Annotated in this window: 15 protein-coding genes and 1 pseudogene; 7 read left to right on the top strand and 9 right to left on the bottom strand. The window is 40.2% G+C overall.

Going from position 1 to position 15,622, the window contains the following annotated elements; all coding sequences use genetic code 11:
* The first annotated feature begins 36 nt into the window (after positions 1–36).
* From MKL62_RS14370 to MKL62_RS14360, 3 genes are read left to right on the top strand one after another with little or no spacing between them, the layout of a single operon-like run.
* The gene (locus MKL62_RS14370; RefSeq protein ID WP_000120758.1) at positions 37–714 is read left to right on the top strand and encodes a hypothetical protein; all 678 of its coding nucleotides are present in this window, start codon (positions 37–39) and stop codon (positions 712–714) included.
* 25 nt (positions 715–739) lie between these two features.
* On the top strand, positions 740–1,546 hold the full coding sequence (locus tag MKL62_RS14365) for an SDR family NAD(P)-dependent oxidoreductase (protein ID WP_001086059.1): 807 nt from the start codon (positions 740–742) through the stop codon (positions 1,544–1,546).
* Between the two features lie 54 nt (positions 1,547–1,600).
* Positions 1,601–2,056 (top strand): nuclear transport factor 2 family protein, encoded by a 456-nt coding sequence (locus MKL62_RS14360; protein WP_005128013.1) that lies wholly within the window; start codon positions 1,601–1,603, stop codon positions 2,054–2,056.
* On the opposite strand, the pseudogene MKL62_RS14355 reads toward MKL62_RS14360, so the two are convergent.
* The 9 genes and pseudogenes from MKL62_RS14355 to MKL62_RS14315 all read right to left on the bottom strand — a co-directional run.
* Positions 2,035–2,466 (bottom strand): annotated as a pseudogene (locus MKL62_RS14355) (YbjQ family protein); the annotation flags it as partial. The gene MKL62_RS14360 and the pseudogene MKL62_RS14355 overlap by 22 nt on opposite strands.
* A gap of 7 nt (positions 2,467–2,473) precedes the next feature.
* Positions 2,474–2,824, bottom strand: coding sequence for a YbjQ family protein (locus MKL62_RS14350; RefSeq protein WP_002126310.1), 351 nt, complete (start codon positions 2,822–2,824; stop codon positions 2,474–2,476).
* Positions 2,825–2,933: 109 nt separating this feature from the next.
* The gene (gene adeK, locus MKL62_RS14345) at positions 2,934–4,388 is read right to left on the bottom strand and encodes a multidrug efflux RND transporter outer membrane channel subunit AdeK (RefSeq protein ID WP_001174793.1); all 1,455 of its coding nucleotides are present in this window, start codon (positions 4,386–4,388) and stop codon (positions 2,934–2,936) included.
* Positions 4,388–7,564 carry a multidrug efflux RND transporter permease subunit AdeJ gene (adeJ, locus tag MKL62_RS14340; RefSeq protein WP_000046678.1) on the bottom strand — a complete coding sequence of 1,059 codons (3,177 nt, stop codon included), beginning with the start codon at positions 7,562–7,564 and terminating at the stop codon, positions 4,388–4,390. Before adeJ ends, adeK begins: the two co-directional genes overlap by 1 nt.
* Before the next feature lie 12 nt (positions 7,565–7,576).
* Positions 7,577–8,827: a multidrug efflux RND transporter periplasmic adaptor subunit AdeI gene (adeI, locus tag MKL62_RS14335; protein ID WP_000986589.1), complete on the bottom strand. Its 1,251-nt coding sequence runs from the start codon at positions 8,825–8,827 to the stop codon at positions 7,577–7,579.
* A gap of 24 nt (positions 8,828–8,851) precedes the next feature.
* Positions 8,852–9,478 carry a phosphatase PAP2 family protein gene (locus tag MKL62_RS14330; RefSeq protein WP_002004370.1) on the bottom strand — a complete coding sequence of 209 codons (627 nt, stop codon included), beginning with the start codon at positions 9,476–9,478 and terminating at the stop codon, positions 8,852–8,854.
* A gap of 184 nt (positions 9,479–9,662) precedes the next feature.
* On the bottom strand, positions 9,663–11,723 hold the full coding sequence (locus MKL62_RS14325; RefSeq protein WP_000547894.1) for a site-specific recombinase: 2,061 nt from the start codon (positions 11,721–11,723) through the stop codon (positions 9,663–9,665).
* Positions 11,724–11,737: 14 nt separating this feature from the next.
* On the bottom strand, positions 11,738–12,715 hold the full coding sequence (sdsA, locus tag MKL62_RS14320; protein WP_000234081.1) for an All-trans-nonaprenyl-diphosphate synthase: 978 nt from the start codon (positions 12,713–12,715) through the stop codon (positions 11,738–11,740).
* A 47-nt stretch (positions 12,716–12,762) separates the two neighbouring features.
* On the bottom strand, positions 12,763–13,062 hold the full coding sequence (locus MKL62_RS14315) for a hypothetical protein (RefSeq protein ID WP_000667115.1): 300 nt from the start codon (positions 13,060–13,062) through the stop codon (positions 12,763–12,765).
* A 96-nt stretch (positions 13,063–13,158) separates the two neighbouring features.
* Between MKL62_RS14315 and rplU the strand changes: the two genes are divergently transcribed.
* From rplU to MKL62_RS14295, 4 genes are all read left to right on the top strand, one after another.
* Positions 13,159–13,470, top strand: coding sequence for a 50S ribosomal protein L21 (gene rplU / locus MKL62_RS14310; RefSeq protein ID WP_000271409.1), 312 nt, complete (start codon positions 13,159–13,161; stop codon positions 13,468–13,470).
* An 18-nt stretch (positions 13,471–13,488) separates the two neighbouring features.
* Positions 13,489–13,746, top strand: a complete 258-nt coding sequence (gene rpmA, locus MKL62_RS14305) for a 50S ribosomal protein L27 (protein WP_000201632.1) — start codon at positions 13,489–13,491, stop codon at positions 13,744–13,746.
* A gap of 240 nt (positions 13,747–13,986) precedes the next feature.
* Positions 13,987–14,682, top strand: coding sequence for an outer membrane lipoprotein periplasmic chaperone LolA (lolA, locus tag MKL62_RS14300; protein ID WP_001056757.1), 696 nt, complete (start codon positions 13,987–13,989; stop codon positions 14,680–14,682).
* 127 nt (positions 14,683–14,809) lie between these two features.
* Positions 14,810–15,598 carry an RsiV family protein gene (locus MKL62_RS14295; protein ID WP_001177773.1) on the top strand — a complete coding sequence of 263 codons (789 nt, stop codon included), beginning with the start codon at positions 14,810–14,812 and terminating at the stop codon, positions 15,596–15,598.
* The last annotated feature ends 24 nt before the right edge of the window (positions 15,599–15,622 follow it).

Genomic DNA, 15,622 nt, shown 5'->3' with positions numbered 1-15,622 from the left:
GAAAAATTACAAAAGAATTGAAAAGGGATGCGACACATGAGCTACAAAGTTTTTTTAAAGATTTCCGATTCAACCTATACCCAATTTGCTTCAATTCGAGAGAAATTACATGCTGGGGTAAGAGAAAGCCAGTCGAAAGTATTGGGGGATGTTCTTTCCGATTTGTCTTGTGAAATTATTGAGCAAGTTTTCTCTGTATTGTTAAAGGATGAGCAAGACAACTCTACTATGACTCAAAAACAGCGGTATGAGTCCGAGAAAGTTCTTCAGCAAATTTTAGATACTTTCCGAAAATATATGCCTTGGTCAGTCTCTTTTTTCGGTAATGAACGACTATTACCTTTGGTTGATTATATGACCTCACTCATGAAAGAATGTGAGCAAGATGTTTATATTACATACCCGATCACCCCTCAACTTGTACAACAGGCCCAAACACTGACGGAACAAATACGTGAGGGCAATATGCAAAGCGTAGAAAAAGCTTTTCAGACCTTAATTCAAATTGTGGATTTAGGTGTAACAAGCCTAGTACGTGAACCTAAAAAACGTTTAAAATTTAATTTGGTTGTCGATAAAACCCTAAATGGGGTCATTAATATGACAACGCATTTGGGCTATAAACGTTTGGAAAAATTGGGGACGCAGGTTGATCAAACGACCGCAACTCACTATATCAACCACTTTTTGGCCTTCATGCATCAAGCAGCATAATTTAAAAAGATAATAGGAAGTTAAAATGGCCAAACTTGATACTTTGCAAAATAAAGTGGTGTGGATTACGGGAGCATCTTCCGGTTTAGGTAAAGCTTTAGCTGGTGAGTTTGCTTTGCAAGGTGCTCAAGTGATTTTAACTTCGCGTCGCTTTGAAGAGTTAGAAGAAGTTCGCGTTGGTTTACTCCATCCGGATCAGCACTTGTCGGTAGTTGCAGACATTACCAATCAAGAGCAAGTTCAAGAGGCTTATGAGCAGATTTTAAAAGCAAAAGGACGAATTGACTGGCTTATTAATAATGCGGGTTTAAGTCAACGTGCTCTTATTCAAGACACCACAATGGCAACAGAACGGGCCATTATGGAAGTCGATTATTTCTCACAAGTAGCATTAACCAAAACTGTGTTACCGACCATGCTTAAACAAAAGTCTGGTCGAGTTGTATTTGTCTCTAGCGTGGCAGGGCTTTTAGGTACGCAGTACCGTGCGAGTTATTCGGCTGCTAAAGCTGCTATTCATATGTGGGCCAACAGTTTACGTGCCGAAGTTGCCGATCAGGGTGTTGAAGTTTCGGTTATTTTCCCGGGCTTTGTAAAAACTAATGTTTCGTTTAATGCACTAAATGGTGCAGGGCAACCTCAAGGCCACCAAGATGAAGCAATCGAAAATGGACTAGAGGCCGATGTTTTTGCAGAACAGTCAGTTAAGGCTTTAATGCAAGGACAGGAATATATTGTAGTGGGTGGTACTAAAGAAAAATTAGGCGTGATGGTTTCCCGTATGTCACCGAAACTACTCTATAAAATGATCCGGAAAACAAAAGTGAAATAAAAAAAAGATTTCGCCGTGCTAAATTGATGGAAAAACCCGCATAGAAGGTTCACCATGGATCAAGACTACCATCGTATTTTAGAGGTCATTACGCGTTTTCAATTGGTTTTTGACCAGAAAAATTGGGATGCGTTTGATGAGTTGTTGGCCGATCAACTTGAGGTGGATTATTTGCAGTTTAGAGGGGAGCCTTTATGTGTAGTGTCTTGTCATGAATATAAAGGTTCACGGCAACAAGCTTTGTCACATTTGCGGCTACAGCACAATTTAAGCAATCCTCTTATTCGGATTGAACAAGACCAAGCATGGTTAGAATGTAATTATCAAATTTATCGTTTTTCGGAAAATGATTATTTTCATTCTTTTGGTCGCTATTATTTTACTTTGGCAAAACAACAGGGCATATGGAAAATTACCGGAATTTGCCAACACTTAACTAAAAATATTGGCAATCCGCGTATACATTTTTCTGCTATGGGGCAGTGTTCATCTTTGACTGCTGTTCCGTAGGCAAATACCTCTACCATTCCACCTTGCATACCCAGTTCGGTTGTACTCAGCCGAACTCCCATAATGTGATTGGCACCGACACTTTGAGCTTGTAGTTTTAGTCGTACAATCGCCTCGCGGCGAGCACGTTCAACAATACTTTCATAACTGGTCAGCCGACCACCTAAAATATTTTTTATAGAGGCCAGTACATATTTAAAGTAGTCATGCGAAATAACCACATTACTGCTAATAAAATGTCCCAACTGGTCGCTTGTGGCAAAACGATTGGTATCAATTCTGATATGGGCAAATTGTTGCTCTTTTTCTAGAAGTTCATTTAAATGTTTTCGTTCAATATGGCGGCCAAAAGCCCAACCAATACTGAAAAGAATGAGAAAAATAACAAGCTGAAAAATAAGATTGTCCATTTTCTACCTATGCACTAAATGGATCGGGTAGATGAGGTGTTTGAGGCTGCACAACTACTGCTGTGCCATATACAAATAATTCAGAAGCACCTTGGGCAATATTTGAGGTAGAAAAACGAATACCAACAATTGCATTGGCACCAAGTTGTTCTGCTTTAGCAATCATACGTTGCATAGCCTCTTGGCGAGATTCTTCTAATAATTCGGTATAACCCGTAAGTTCACCACCTACAATATTCTTTAAACTTGCCATCAAGTCGCGACCCACATGCTTACTACGGACGGTACTCCCGTAAACGACATCAAGCTGCTTTAAAATTTGGTGGCCTGGAACACTTTCTAAATTACTTAATAACATTGTTTTTTATCAAACTAAATTTCTTTAGCTTTCAAGATAAAAAATATTCAGATGAGTTGCAATAAAAAAGCCCACCGAAGTGAGCTTTTATAAGAAAGTGATTTAAAACTTATTGCTTTTTAAGTTCAGCACTAGATGGTTGGTGAACCACTGTATCTGAAGTATTTGCTTTTAAACCACCACCTAGAGTTTTGTATAACTCGATTTGGTTGTTTAAGTTTGCTTGTTGAAGCAATAACAAACCTTGTTCAGCTGCATATGAAGAACGCTGCGCATCAAGAACAGTCAAGTAACTATCAATACCAGCACGGAAGCGGGCATTTGAAAGTGTGTAGTTGCGGTTAGTTGCTTCTACTAGACGTTGCTGAGCGGTTAAACGCTCACCAATGTTGGCACGAGTTGCAAGCGCGTCATTAACTTCACGGAATGCAGATTGAACTGATTTTTCATAATCAGACAATGCAATTTTCTGATCAGTTTCAGAAATTTTTACATTGGCACGACGTGTACCCCAGTCAAAGATTGGTAAATCTAAGCTTGGACCAACTGACCATACAAAACCACCAGACTTAAATAGATCACTTAAGTCAGTTGATGCATAACCAGCTGAACCTGTTAAGCTAATGGTTGGGAATAAACGTGCTTTTGCTGCACCAATATTCGCACCCGCAGCGCTTAAGTTGTATTCAGCAGCTTTTACATCTGGACGGTTATTTAACAAGTCACTTGGTAAACCGGCAGTAAACACATTTTGTTGAGCAATGCGTTTTACAGGTTGTGTAGGTAACAAGTTTTGTGGAACAGGTTGACCTACAAGCAAGTTCAACAAGTTTTGTGCTTGAGCAATTTGAGTTTTGTAGTTCGCTACATCATTACGCGCAGTTTCTACAGAAATCTGTGCTTGACGTAATGGAACTTCACTGTCGATACCTACATCAAAACGTTTTTTGTTGAGATTGTAAGAATCTAACTGTGCTTTAAGCGTTTGCTCTGCCAGTCTTAAGTTTGCTGTTGCAAACGAATAATTTAACCATGCTTGAGCAACTTGGCTAATCAGACTGATTTGAGTCGAATCACGAGCACTTTGTGTTGCAAGATAACTATCTAAAGCAGCATCTTTGAGGCTACGAACACGACCCCAGAAATCTAGCTCATAAGCAGTTACACCCAAACCTACTTGATAAGTAGAGTAGGGGTTATTCGGATCACGGCTTTGAGAAACCTGACGAATTGCACTACCACTTGCACCGATTGTTGGAAGCTGGTTGTTCTGTGTAATCTGATATTGCTGTTGAGCACGTTCAATATTGAGCGTTGCTGTACGTAAGTCACGGTTATTGGCAAGAGCCAAATCAATCACTTCAAGCAAACGCGGGTCAGCAAAGAACTGTTTATAACCCTGTTCAGCAATAGACGTACCAGAAGCGCTGTTATATGCATAGCTTTGTGGTATATCGGTTTTCACGACTGGTTCTGGGCCGCGCATGCTTTGACAAGCTGCCAAAGCAAGCGCAAGTGCAGATACCGCAATGCTACGACCTGAAATAGACCATACTTTTTGCATCACGATTTATGCTCCTGAGTGTTTATGGTTTTTGGTTTGTACTTAAAGATACTACGAATCCACACATAGAATACAGGGATAAAGAAGATACCTAAGAACGTCGCGCTGAGTACGCCACCAAGTACACCAAAGCCTACAGAATGCTGACTTCCTGCACCAGCACCTGTTGAAAGTGCAAGTGGAAGTACACCGAAACCGAAGGCTAGGGTGGTCATGATAATTGGACGTAAACGCATTTTTGCAGCATGTAAGGTTGCATCAAGTAGATCTTCACCTTTTTCCTGCAATTCTTTTGCGAATTCAACAATCAAGATCGCATTTTTTGCAGAAAGACCGATAACCGCAATAATCGCTACTTGGAAGTAAATGTTATTTGAGAGATTTGGATCTCCTTTAATAATCATACCCAAGTAGGTCAATACGATTGCACCAATGACACCAAGTGGTACCACAAGTAAAACCGAGAACGGAATTGACCAGCTTTCATATAGTGCAGCCAAGCAAAGGAATACGATTAACAATGAAAGTGCGTATAAGAACGGCGCTTGAGCACCAGACTCACGTTCTTCAAGTGATAAGCCTGTCCATTCATAGTCGAAACCTTGTAAGCCCATAGATGGTAACTTACCAATAATTTCTTCCATTGCTTTCATGGCATCACCAGAGCTCACGCCAGGTGCAGGTGTACCTTGAATGTTAACCGATGACACGCCGTTATAACGTTCGAGACGTGGAGAACCATACGTCCATTCGCCTGTAGCAAATGCCGAGAATGGAACCATCTCACCTTTGTTATTACGTACATACCATTTGTTTAAGTCTTCAGGCATCATACGGCTGCCCGCATCACCTTGAACATAAACTTTTTTCACACGACCACGGTCAACGAAATCGTTAATGTATGAGCCACCCCATGCAATACGCATTGTATTGTTGATTTCGGCAATACTAACGCCCATAGCACCAGCTTGAGCCTGATCTACATTAATTTGATACTGAGGAGTATCTTCCTGACCATTTGGACGCACACCTACAAGACGTTTATCTTGTGATGCCAAACCTAAAATCGTGTTACGAGCTGCAATCAGTTTCTCATGGCCTTGACCACTTGAATCTTTAAGCTGCAAGTTAAATCCGGCAGTTACACCAAGTTCAGGCATTGCTGGAAGCTGTAACGGCATAACATATGATGCATCTTTAATGATCATATTTAATGCCATACCACGCTGAATCAATGAACCAATTTGAGTTTCTGGTGTCGTACGTTTGCTCCAGTCTTTCAACTTAACGAAGCCAATACCAGCGTTTTGACCAACACCTGTGAATGAGAAACCAGAAACAGTGAAAATAGATTCCACGGTATCTTTTTCATTCATAAAGAAGTTAGTCATGGTGTCAATCACTTTACCAGTACGGTCAAGCGTTGCATTTGGTGGTAATTGTACAAGTGTCATGACCACACCCTGATCTTCTTCTGGTAAGAATGAAGACGGGAGTTTTTGGAACAAGAAGACTAAAAGGGCAACTACAACAGCATAGAGCACGCCAGAGAAGATTTTGCCTTTAAGCATGCGGCTAACACCATTTTGGTAGCTATGTGACATGCGGTCAAAACCATTGTTAAAGCTTCTAAAGAAACGCGCAAAGATATTATTGCTTGGTTCTTTATTAGGATCATGCTGTTTCAAGATAGTTGCACAAAGTGCCGGTGTGAACGTCAACGCTACAATTAACGACAGAACCATTGCAGTTACAAGGGTAATCGAGAACTGGCGGTAAATTACACCTGTTGTACCACCAAAGAAAGCCATTGGTACGAATACCGCTGTCAATACGCTGGTAATACCTACTAACGCACCAGAAATCTGCTGCATTGAGCGAGAAGTGGCGGTAACCGGATCGGTATGGTCTTCACTCATCACACGCTCAACGTTTTCGACTACAACAATGGCGTCATCGACCAGAAGACCGATTGCCAATACCATAGCGAACATGGTTAAGGTGTTAATTGAGAAGCCAAAGATATTAATGACCGCAAATGTACCTAATACAACTACTGGAACTGCAAGCGTTGGAATAATCGTTGCACGCCAGTTTTGTAAGAATAGGAACATGACAATGAATACCAAAATCACGGCTTCAATTAATGTGTGTACTACACTTTCAATTGAAAGACGGATAAATGGAGTCGTGTCATAAGCCAGTTTATCTGCAAGACCTGTTGGATAGTTCTTACGTAGTTCAGATAAACGTTGTTCAACTGCTTCGGCTGTGTCGAGTGCGTTAGCACCTGTTGCAATTTTAATTGCAAGACCAGCTGCCGGTTTACCGTTAAACTTCGAGTCGAATTGATAGTTATCCGAACCTAATTCTACGCGAGCAACATCTTTTAATCGAACCTCAGCACCTGATGCTGTGTTCTTTAAGAAGATATTTTTAAACTGTTCAGGAGTTTGCAATAAGCTTTGTGCATTTACTGTTGCGTTAAGAACTTGACCTTGTACAGCCGGAGCACCACCTAACTGACCTACAGCAACTTGCGAGTTCTGCGCTTGTAAGGCAGTTGCAATATCACTAGGAGTAAGTTGATAGCTTGTTAATTTAGCTGGATCAAGCCAGATACGCATTGCGTATGAGCCACCGAAGACCTGTACCTCACCAACACCGGCAACACGGCTAAGCGGTTCTTTAATTGACGAGTTTACGTAGTCTTTAATGTCAGAGTCTGACAGGTTGTTATCTGGTGAATAGAATGCAATAACTTGCAAGAAGCTCGCACCAGATTTAGTAACTGTTACACCTTGACGTTGTACATCTTCAGGTAAAAGCGCAGTTGCAGATTGCAATTTGTTTTGAACTTGAACCTGTGCAATATCAGGGTCAACACCTTGTTCAAAGTTTAATTGAATAGATGCCTGACCATTACCAGCACTGTTAGATGAAATATAACGTAAGCCATCAAGACCATTCATTTGTTGTTCAATGATCTGGGTTACAGTATTTTCAACTGTTTCAGCCGATGCACCAGGATAAGTCGCAGCAATCGTTACGGTTGGTGGTGCAATCGTTGGATATTGTGCAATAGGCATTTTTGTTAGCGTAAGAATACCCGCCAACATAATGACTAATGCAATCACCCACGCAAATATGGGGCGATGAATAAAAAATTGTGCCATTCAATCTACCCCTTATGCATTTGAAGCTGCTTTCTGTTCTGCTTGAGGTTTACCTGATTGAGCCGGTTTCGCAGCATTTGGTGCTGCACCTTGAGAGTTTGCTGGTTGAGCTTGATAAGGTTTTGCTGATACTTCTTGCCCTTCTTTAACTTTGGCAACACCATCAACAATGACTTTATCGCCGGCTTTTAAGCCGTTAGTCACAATCCAGTTTTGTCCTTGAACACCAGAGGTTTCAACAGGACGGCTCTCAACAACCCCTTTAGCATTAACAAGCATCGCTACAGCTTGTCCTGTAGGTAAACGAGTAATGGCAGCTTGAGGAATCAGGTAAGCATTTGGAACAACGCCCTGAACAATTTGCGCAGTGGTATACATACCCGGAAGCAATAAATGATTCGGGTTAGAGAATACGGCACGTAATGTAATTGTTCCTGTATCTTGGTTTACAGAAGCGTCAGAGAAAGCAAGTTGCCCTTCGATTGGATAGGTAGAACCATCTTCAAGCTTTAATTTTACTTTCGTGTTGTTACTGTTATTTAAACTGCCTTTGCTTAGTTGCTGACGTAAACGCAATAACTCAGCACTAGACTGATTAATATCAACATAGATAGGATCTAATTGTTGAATCGTTACCAACGGGTCAGTCTGGTTTGCAGTAACCAAAGCACCAGCCGTTACTGAAGAACGACCAGATTGGCCAGAAATAGGAGAGCGAATTGTAGAATAACCAAGATCTACATTTGCATTTGTTACTTGAGCCTTAGCTGCTGCAACTTGTGCTTCTGCAACATTGACTTGACCAAGTAAGTCATCATATTCCTGTTTAGACACAGCATTACTAGAAACAAGTTGTTTATAACGATTTAACTTGGTACGTAGTGAAGCTAGATTTGCCTGTTGTTGTAGGAGTGATGCTTTTGCATTTTCTAACGTTGCACGGTTCGTTCTAGAGTCGAGCTCATAAAGCGCCTGACCTTCACGAACATAGCTTCCTTCAGCAAATAAACGTTTTAAAATCACGCCACTTGTTTGAGGACGAACTTCAGAAATTTGATATGCTGAAGTACGGCCTGAAAGCTCAACGCTTTGTTCAACACTTTGTGGTTGAGCAACAATAACACCTACTTCTGCAGGCGGCATTTTCTGAGCAGCAGCAGCTTGCTGTTTCTCATCGGAGCCTTTGCTACAACCAACAAGCGCGATACTTGTTGCTAATGCGCAAGCAGTAAGGGCTGGTGCCCAAAGCTTAGCCGACATCATTGTTCCACCTCGTTTAGATAAAATCTAAAAATATATTTGTTTTCTACTTAACCTACTTTGTGTTTGTAATAACCAGAGCCAAAGCAGTGCAATCCAAATAAAACCAATGCCCCAACCAGCGAGTACGTCTGTTGGGAAATGAACTCCTGCATATATTCTTGAAAGCCCCATACACACAAACCAAAGACAGGAGATCAAAACAATATAAGGAGAGTTAATGTTGTGCTTATGGCATAACATAATCATTGCCAGACAAGCCAGTGTTGATGCATAAACACTATGTGCACTTGGGAACGATGCACCGTAACTTTCAACAATATGATATGCCTCAGGAGGTCTAGGCCGGTTAACACACCACTTGAGCAGCCAACCCATGGTGATACTGCCAATAACTCCCAAGCTAATGAAAATAACAGTAATATATTTTTTATACCATGCTAAATATATACATACTAGAAAGGATAAAAAACATACAAAAGGCATGCCGCCTACGCGTGCAAGAAAGGTGGTTATAGTATTAAGATAATCTAAACGATGGTGACTCAATGTTTGAACGGTGAGCAAGTCCAAAGATTGAAGACTTGGTACAAAAAGACCAAGAACACCTAATCCTAAAAAAACGCAACCAATACAAAGCAATAGATAGGGCATAAACACACCTTTGCTTATTCATATAGTTTTTCACTATTGAACGCCGTTGAAAGTGTACTTGCCAGTACACTTTTTTTCAAGCCTGATAGATCATCGTAAATTCATTTTGAAATTTTTTTAACATTTGGAAAAACAATCACAACAAAATTGACGGACATCACATTTTGTGTACAAAGCAAAACATTTAGTGTTCTGCTTTTTTCCCACTATTGGCTTGGGCATTTTCTTCTAATTCTAGAGGCTGTTTCGGTGGCCAAAAGAAGTCACTTGGTCGGGTAAGAAAATGGGTCATGACCAGTTTAGCTAATGGCTTCCATTGTTCAAAGCGAACTCGACGTGCACGTAATGCCACAATAATAGTGAGTGTGAAACTCACAAATAAGTTGGTGAGACCAATACAGAGTACGCCTAAAAATGAAACTATAATCAAGCCAATATCAGGACTACCATTAATAGTCATTAAACCTTGAATGAAGTTCGCTGACGCAAAGGCAATGTGACGAATATCTAGAGGTAGGCCCAAAATAAAGCCAATTGTTCCCATACTTCCTAACATTACGCCAAATAGGAAATTACCTGCGAGCGCCCCTAAATTACGTTCAATATATTCTGCAAAACGGTTCAGGCGTTCTTGTCCAAATAAGTTTCTTAAACGTCGATGTGCTTTTAAACGTGGTCCTACTTTTCTATAAACTGCCATGTTGTCGAAGTAGCCCGCAATTAGGCCAGATAAAAACAAACACACCCCAGCAATCGCTGCATGCGGAACGGCTAATGAGGTAAAAGGGTTTAGGCTATGTAATAGATAAGTTGCCTTGGTATGAGTTAATAAAGGCTCATCAAGATAGAACTGCCAAGCAAAGGTAATAAGAGCAGCAGTAGGAATTGCAATCGAGATATTACCCAAAATAGCAATAAACTGAGTTCGAATAATATTGATAATAAGTGCGGCTAATTCTGCAATTTGTGCCGTTTTAGAGCCTTTCCGTTGCTGAACTGTGGCTGCAAGTGCGGCAGCTGTCATTGCGGGTTGTTTTGTTGCAACAGTAAAGTGCAATACATGAATCAGAATAAAGCCCAGTGAATAGTTCATACTGAACGTAAAGGCTTGCATGAGCGGAGCCATCGTCATACGTGCAGCAAGAATTTTTAATGAGGCCATACAGGCAATAATCACACCTGCACCAGCAGCGGCTTTATACATGCCCCAAAAGCCTTTGGTGTCTGTACTTACATAGTGTTCGCCAGTACGGCTTGCATTCTCTGTGACTTGAAAGGCAATAAGCTCACTGGTCGTGCTGAGTAACGAGCGAACACTTTTTTCACTATAATGTGCTTTAGTTAAGTCTGAAATTAAGTTTCCTAAAGAAACGTAGCGTCCCTCGCTATCATCTACAACTAGATAGAGTAATAATTCAATCCGATCTAAACACTGTTCAAGTAAAGACAAAAGATAGGTCAAACTTAAACTTACACCGATTCTTTTGGTCGCTCGGCGTATTTTTAAAACGACGTCTCGACACTGCTCTAGCATTACAAATGCTTGAGAGGCATCAGGAGGTGGAAGCACAGCAATGTCGTTGCTAGAAATATCCTGTTTTTTGTACTTCTCTATAAACTCAATAATTTCACGGTTTTGTACCAAAAATGGCGATTCATATTCGGTTAATTCAGGTTGAGCGTTAATAAATTCAGGATAAAGACCGATACCACTAATACGGTAAGATAAGACAGTAATTGCCTTAATCATTTCTCGCTGAATGGCATGCTTTTCATCGACATTACTGTTACTTTGCCCAATAAGTCCGAACAAAGTTGCCCAATCCTTGTCATCGACATTGTTTAACCAGATTGAATCACTTTCTAAATAGAAAATTTTTCCAATCAGAATTTTAAGCTGACTTGCATCTTCAATAAGTGGCAGAAAATGGCCGCCAAGTCTTTGCCCAAGCTGGTTCCAGAAACCATCTAAAGACAAAATACCGCTATCTGCATATAAGCTGACTTGCTTATATTGATTAATGAGGCGTAATAAAAAGGTTTGTAAAAGGGCTGGAGCGGTAGGAGTAAGTAATAGGCTATCAATAAAGGCTTGTATTTTTTGCTCTATTTCATCCGTATCTTGGGGATCGGATGGCCGTAAAGCATTGACTAGGTCAATGAGAATATTTTCGTCAATAACAGCTTGAGGGCTTTCAAGCTGTTTCTGGATTTTAAAAAAATGTTCTGAAAAATTTATATGCATAGGCAAAATAATATCTACTGTATTCGATGTAATGCAAGCCGAGTTAAATTAATCAATGCTTGACGATAAGGTGTATCAGGCAAGATTGATAAGGCTTGCAGTGCTGCTTCTGTTTCTTCTTGGGCACGACGCTGGCAATAGTCTAAAGCACCAGACTTTTGCACAATTTCAATCACTTTAGGTAATTGGTCAACACCACCAGTCGCAATACTGCGTCTGATAATGGCATGCTCTTCACCGGTTGAATGTGCTAATGCTGAAATTAACGGTAAAGTCGGTTTACCTTCCATTAAATCATCACCAATATTTTTACCTAATGTTTCAGCATCTGAAGTGTAGTCTAAAATATCGTCAATAATCTGGAATGCATTTCCGAAATGACCTGCAAATAATCTTAAAGGTTCGCGGTAAGCTTCTTGTCCTGCCAAAATAGCCGCACCTTCGGTTGCAAGTTCAAATAAACGAGAAGTTTTCCCGTGAATAATTTTTAAATATGTTTCTTCGGTTGTATCCGGTTGATGCTGAGATTGGAGCTGTAATACCTCACCTTCAGCAATTTCACATGTACCTGTTGAGAAGTCTTTTAATAAGGTCATGTTGTTTAAATCAACCAAAAGGTCAAAAGCGCGGGCAATAAGGAAGTCACCAACCAATACGGCCGTTTGATTGTTCCATGTTGCATTTGCAGTAGGGCGACCACGGCGAAGTCCAGATTCATCAACTACATCATCATGCACTAAAGTTGCGGTATGAAGCATTTCAATAATAGCTGCCAGACGCTGTGCATTTTGCATATTGTCGAGGCCGCAAGCGCGTGCTGCAAGTAAACACATGATTGGGCGCATACGTTTGCCGCCAGCTTCAACTACATGTTTACTCACTGACATGACCAAGCCGACTTTTGAGCTAATTCCTTCATTAATCAAGTGATCCATCGCAGCAAAGTCTGTAGCAACAGGAGCGAGAATGTCTTGCTTAAAATCGATGACCATATGAAGAAAAACCCCGTATTGGTAGATAAGTGGCGTTAGTGTATCAATTAAAAGTGCATTAAACAGGGAAACAAGCAATTGATATTAATCATTTGTATGTTCATGAAGAGTTCTTTGTTCTTTATTTCGGCAAAACCATGTGTTTCCGACAAAACAATAAATTTTAATAACGTCAACATGAATACAGCTTGTTCTTGTTGCAAGTTGTGTTTGGAACTGTATTTTAAATTCCATTCAGAATCAATGAAAAGTACTAAAATCAAATTGAAGCTATTTTTATTATGTAAGAATGATGGCTTCTGTTGCTTAGTTAAAGATAAAGCACTTGTCGTTTGATCAAATTTCACTTAAAATCTGTCGCCTTGTATAACCCCAGTGGCGTTCGTTTTAAGATCGATATATCCCTTTATCGGCACGACGACACGGGCTGATTGGAGTACGTTATGTACGCAGTAATCCAAAGCGGTGGTAAACAGCACCGTGTAGTTGAGGGTGAAACCCTTAAAGTTGAATTATTGAAGGCTGAATCTGGCGCAACTATTACATTTGATGATGTATTAATGGTTGTAAACGGTGACAACATTCAAATCGGTGCTCCAGTTGTAGCTGGCGCTAAAGTAACTGCAGAAGTGATTGGTCATGGTCGTCACGACAAAATCCGCATCATCAAAATGCGTCGTCGTAAACACTACCGTAAACAACAAGGTCACCGTCAATGGTTCACTGAGTTGAAAATTACTGGTATTTCAGGCTAATCACGAGGAGTAAGAGACATGGCAACTAAAAAAGCCGGTGGATCGACGAAGAACGGTCGTGATTCAAACCCAAAAATGTTAGGTGTTAAAGTTTACGGTGGCCAAACTGTAACTGCTGGTAACATCATCGTTCGTCAACGTGGTACTGAATTCCACGCTGGTGCAAATGTTGGTATGGGCCGTGACCATACTTTATTTGCTACTGCTGACGGCGTAGTAAAATTCGAAGTGAAAGGTCAATTTGGCCGTCGCTACGTAAAAGTTGAAACTGTTTAAGTTTTAGCTTAAGAAAAAGCCCACATTTTGTGGGCTTTTTTTATGGAAATACATCAATATTGTCTTCATGATGATGAATGAAATTCTACAAACAACATGAATAACATAACAAAATATCTTATTTTCTCAATGATTAGCACAAAGTTTGTCGGTTAATATAAGTCTTGAATGAAGAGCTTGTTTAGCTGGATTAATTGAAAGGCTAGCAAGTTATCTTACAGCAACTAAAAAGGTGATGACATGAATATGCTTCGTAAAACCATGTGTGCTATTACACTCAGCGCCTCAGTGCTTGCTCCTGTAATGAGTACTACAGCGTTCGCTGCACCCGTAGCAGCACCGGAGCAACAGGCAATTGGGAACTTGGTAAATCAGTTATCAGGCTTACAGCGTTTGACTGCCGATTTTGAACAAACAACGAAAGCGAATACAAAAACTGTAGCACAGAAAAAAGGCTTAAGTGCTCAGCATATGAACCAGACATTTAAAGGTTCAATGAAAGTTGAACGTCCGGGGAAATTTTATTGGGAAACTGTAAGTCCCTCTAAGCAAACTATTGTAACAAGTGGAAAAACAGTCTGGATTTATGACCCTGATCTACAACAGGCTGTGCGCCAAAGCCTAGATGATCAAGTCGCTGATACACCGGCTTTATTACTCTCTGGTAATACTAACCAAATCATGAAGTCTTACCGAGTAACTCAGCCAGATAAATCTAAGTTATATTTCACTTTATTCCCTAAAAAAGAAGATGGAGCTTTCCAAAGCTTAACGATTAGTTTTGGTGCCAACAAAGCACCTACACTCATGGTATTGCAAGATTCTTTAGGTCAAACGACTTATGTTCGTTTCAAGAATGTTAAAGTAAATGCCTCAATTCCGGCTTCAACTTTCAATTTTACGCCTCCGAAAGGTACCGATATTATTGATCAATAAGTCTGATTATTTAGAAAGCCATCTTTACGATGGCTTTCTTTTTATATATCAAGCCTAGATACATTTTTTAACCCCGTCTTAAACTTACGCTTTGTATAGTGGTAGGAGTGAGTTTACGGGGATTAACATGCAACTTTACGATAAAAAAACTATTTTCATTCTTCCAATGTTAGCTGCCATGGTTGCGGTGAGCGGTTGTCAGCCAAAATCTACGGCTAAAGATGAACAACCGGCTTCTAGTGCTTCAGTAAAAGAGCAAAAGCAAGCTGAAGTCCCTGTCATTCAAGCAAAAGTTGTTCCTGTAAAGCTGCCAAAACCTAAAGTTTGTCTTGAAGACGGCTGCACTGAATATGATTTTCAGACCGTACAAACCAATCAAAAATGGATTAATGATTATTTTACGAACCGTATAAAAAAAGCAGACCCGAATGCTTTTGCAAATTTGGCTGATAAACCTGTTGAGGTACCGGAAGGGGAGCCGAGCTCAAGTCAGAGTGCCATCTATGTCCGTTATTTAGGGCAAAATTATAACCTTGCAACCTTTGCATTCCAGACATATTCATACTCTGCGGGGGCAGCACATGGTATGTCACATCAAGAGTTTGTAAATTTTGACTTGCTAAATAAAAAGCACATTACCGTTGAAGAACTTATTAAGCCAGATGTTGAAAAACAGTTGGTTGATGCACTTTTTGATGCAAATACTAATTGGCTTCAAGAGCACAATATTAGCCGCGAAAAACTGCAATTAAGTGATAATTTCTACTATGGTGCAAATGGGATTGTTTTTGTCTATCCAATTTATGAATTAGCTTCTTATGCAGAAGGTATGTCTGAATTAACCTTGCCATATTTTGAAGCAGCTAAATATATTAAACCTGAGTATTTACCGAGTGTACCGAACTATAACTTATAAAATATAAGATCTATTCTAAGAATT

It is taken from the genome of Acinetobacter sp. AOR01_HL, assembly GCF_027855455.1.
Taxonomy (GTDB): Bacteria; Pseudomonadota; Gammaproteobacteria; order Pseudomonadales; family Moraxellaceae; genus Acinetobacter; species Acinetobacter baumannii.
Note: the sequence above shows the minus strand (reverse complement) of the source record. Positions and strands in the feature narration are given on the sequence as shown.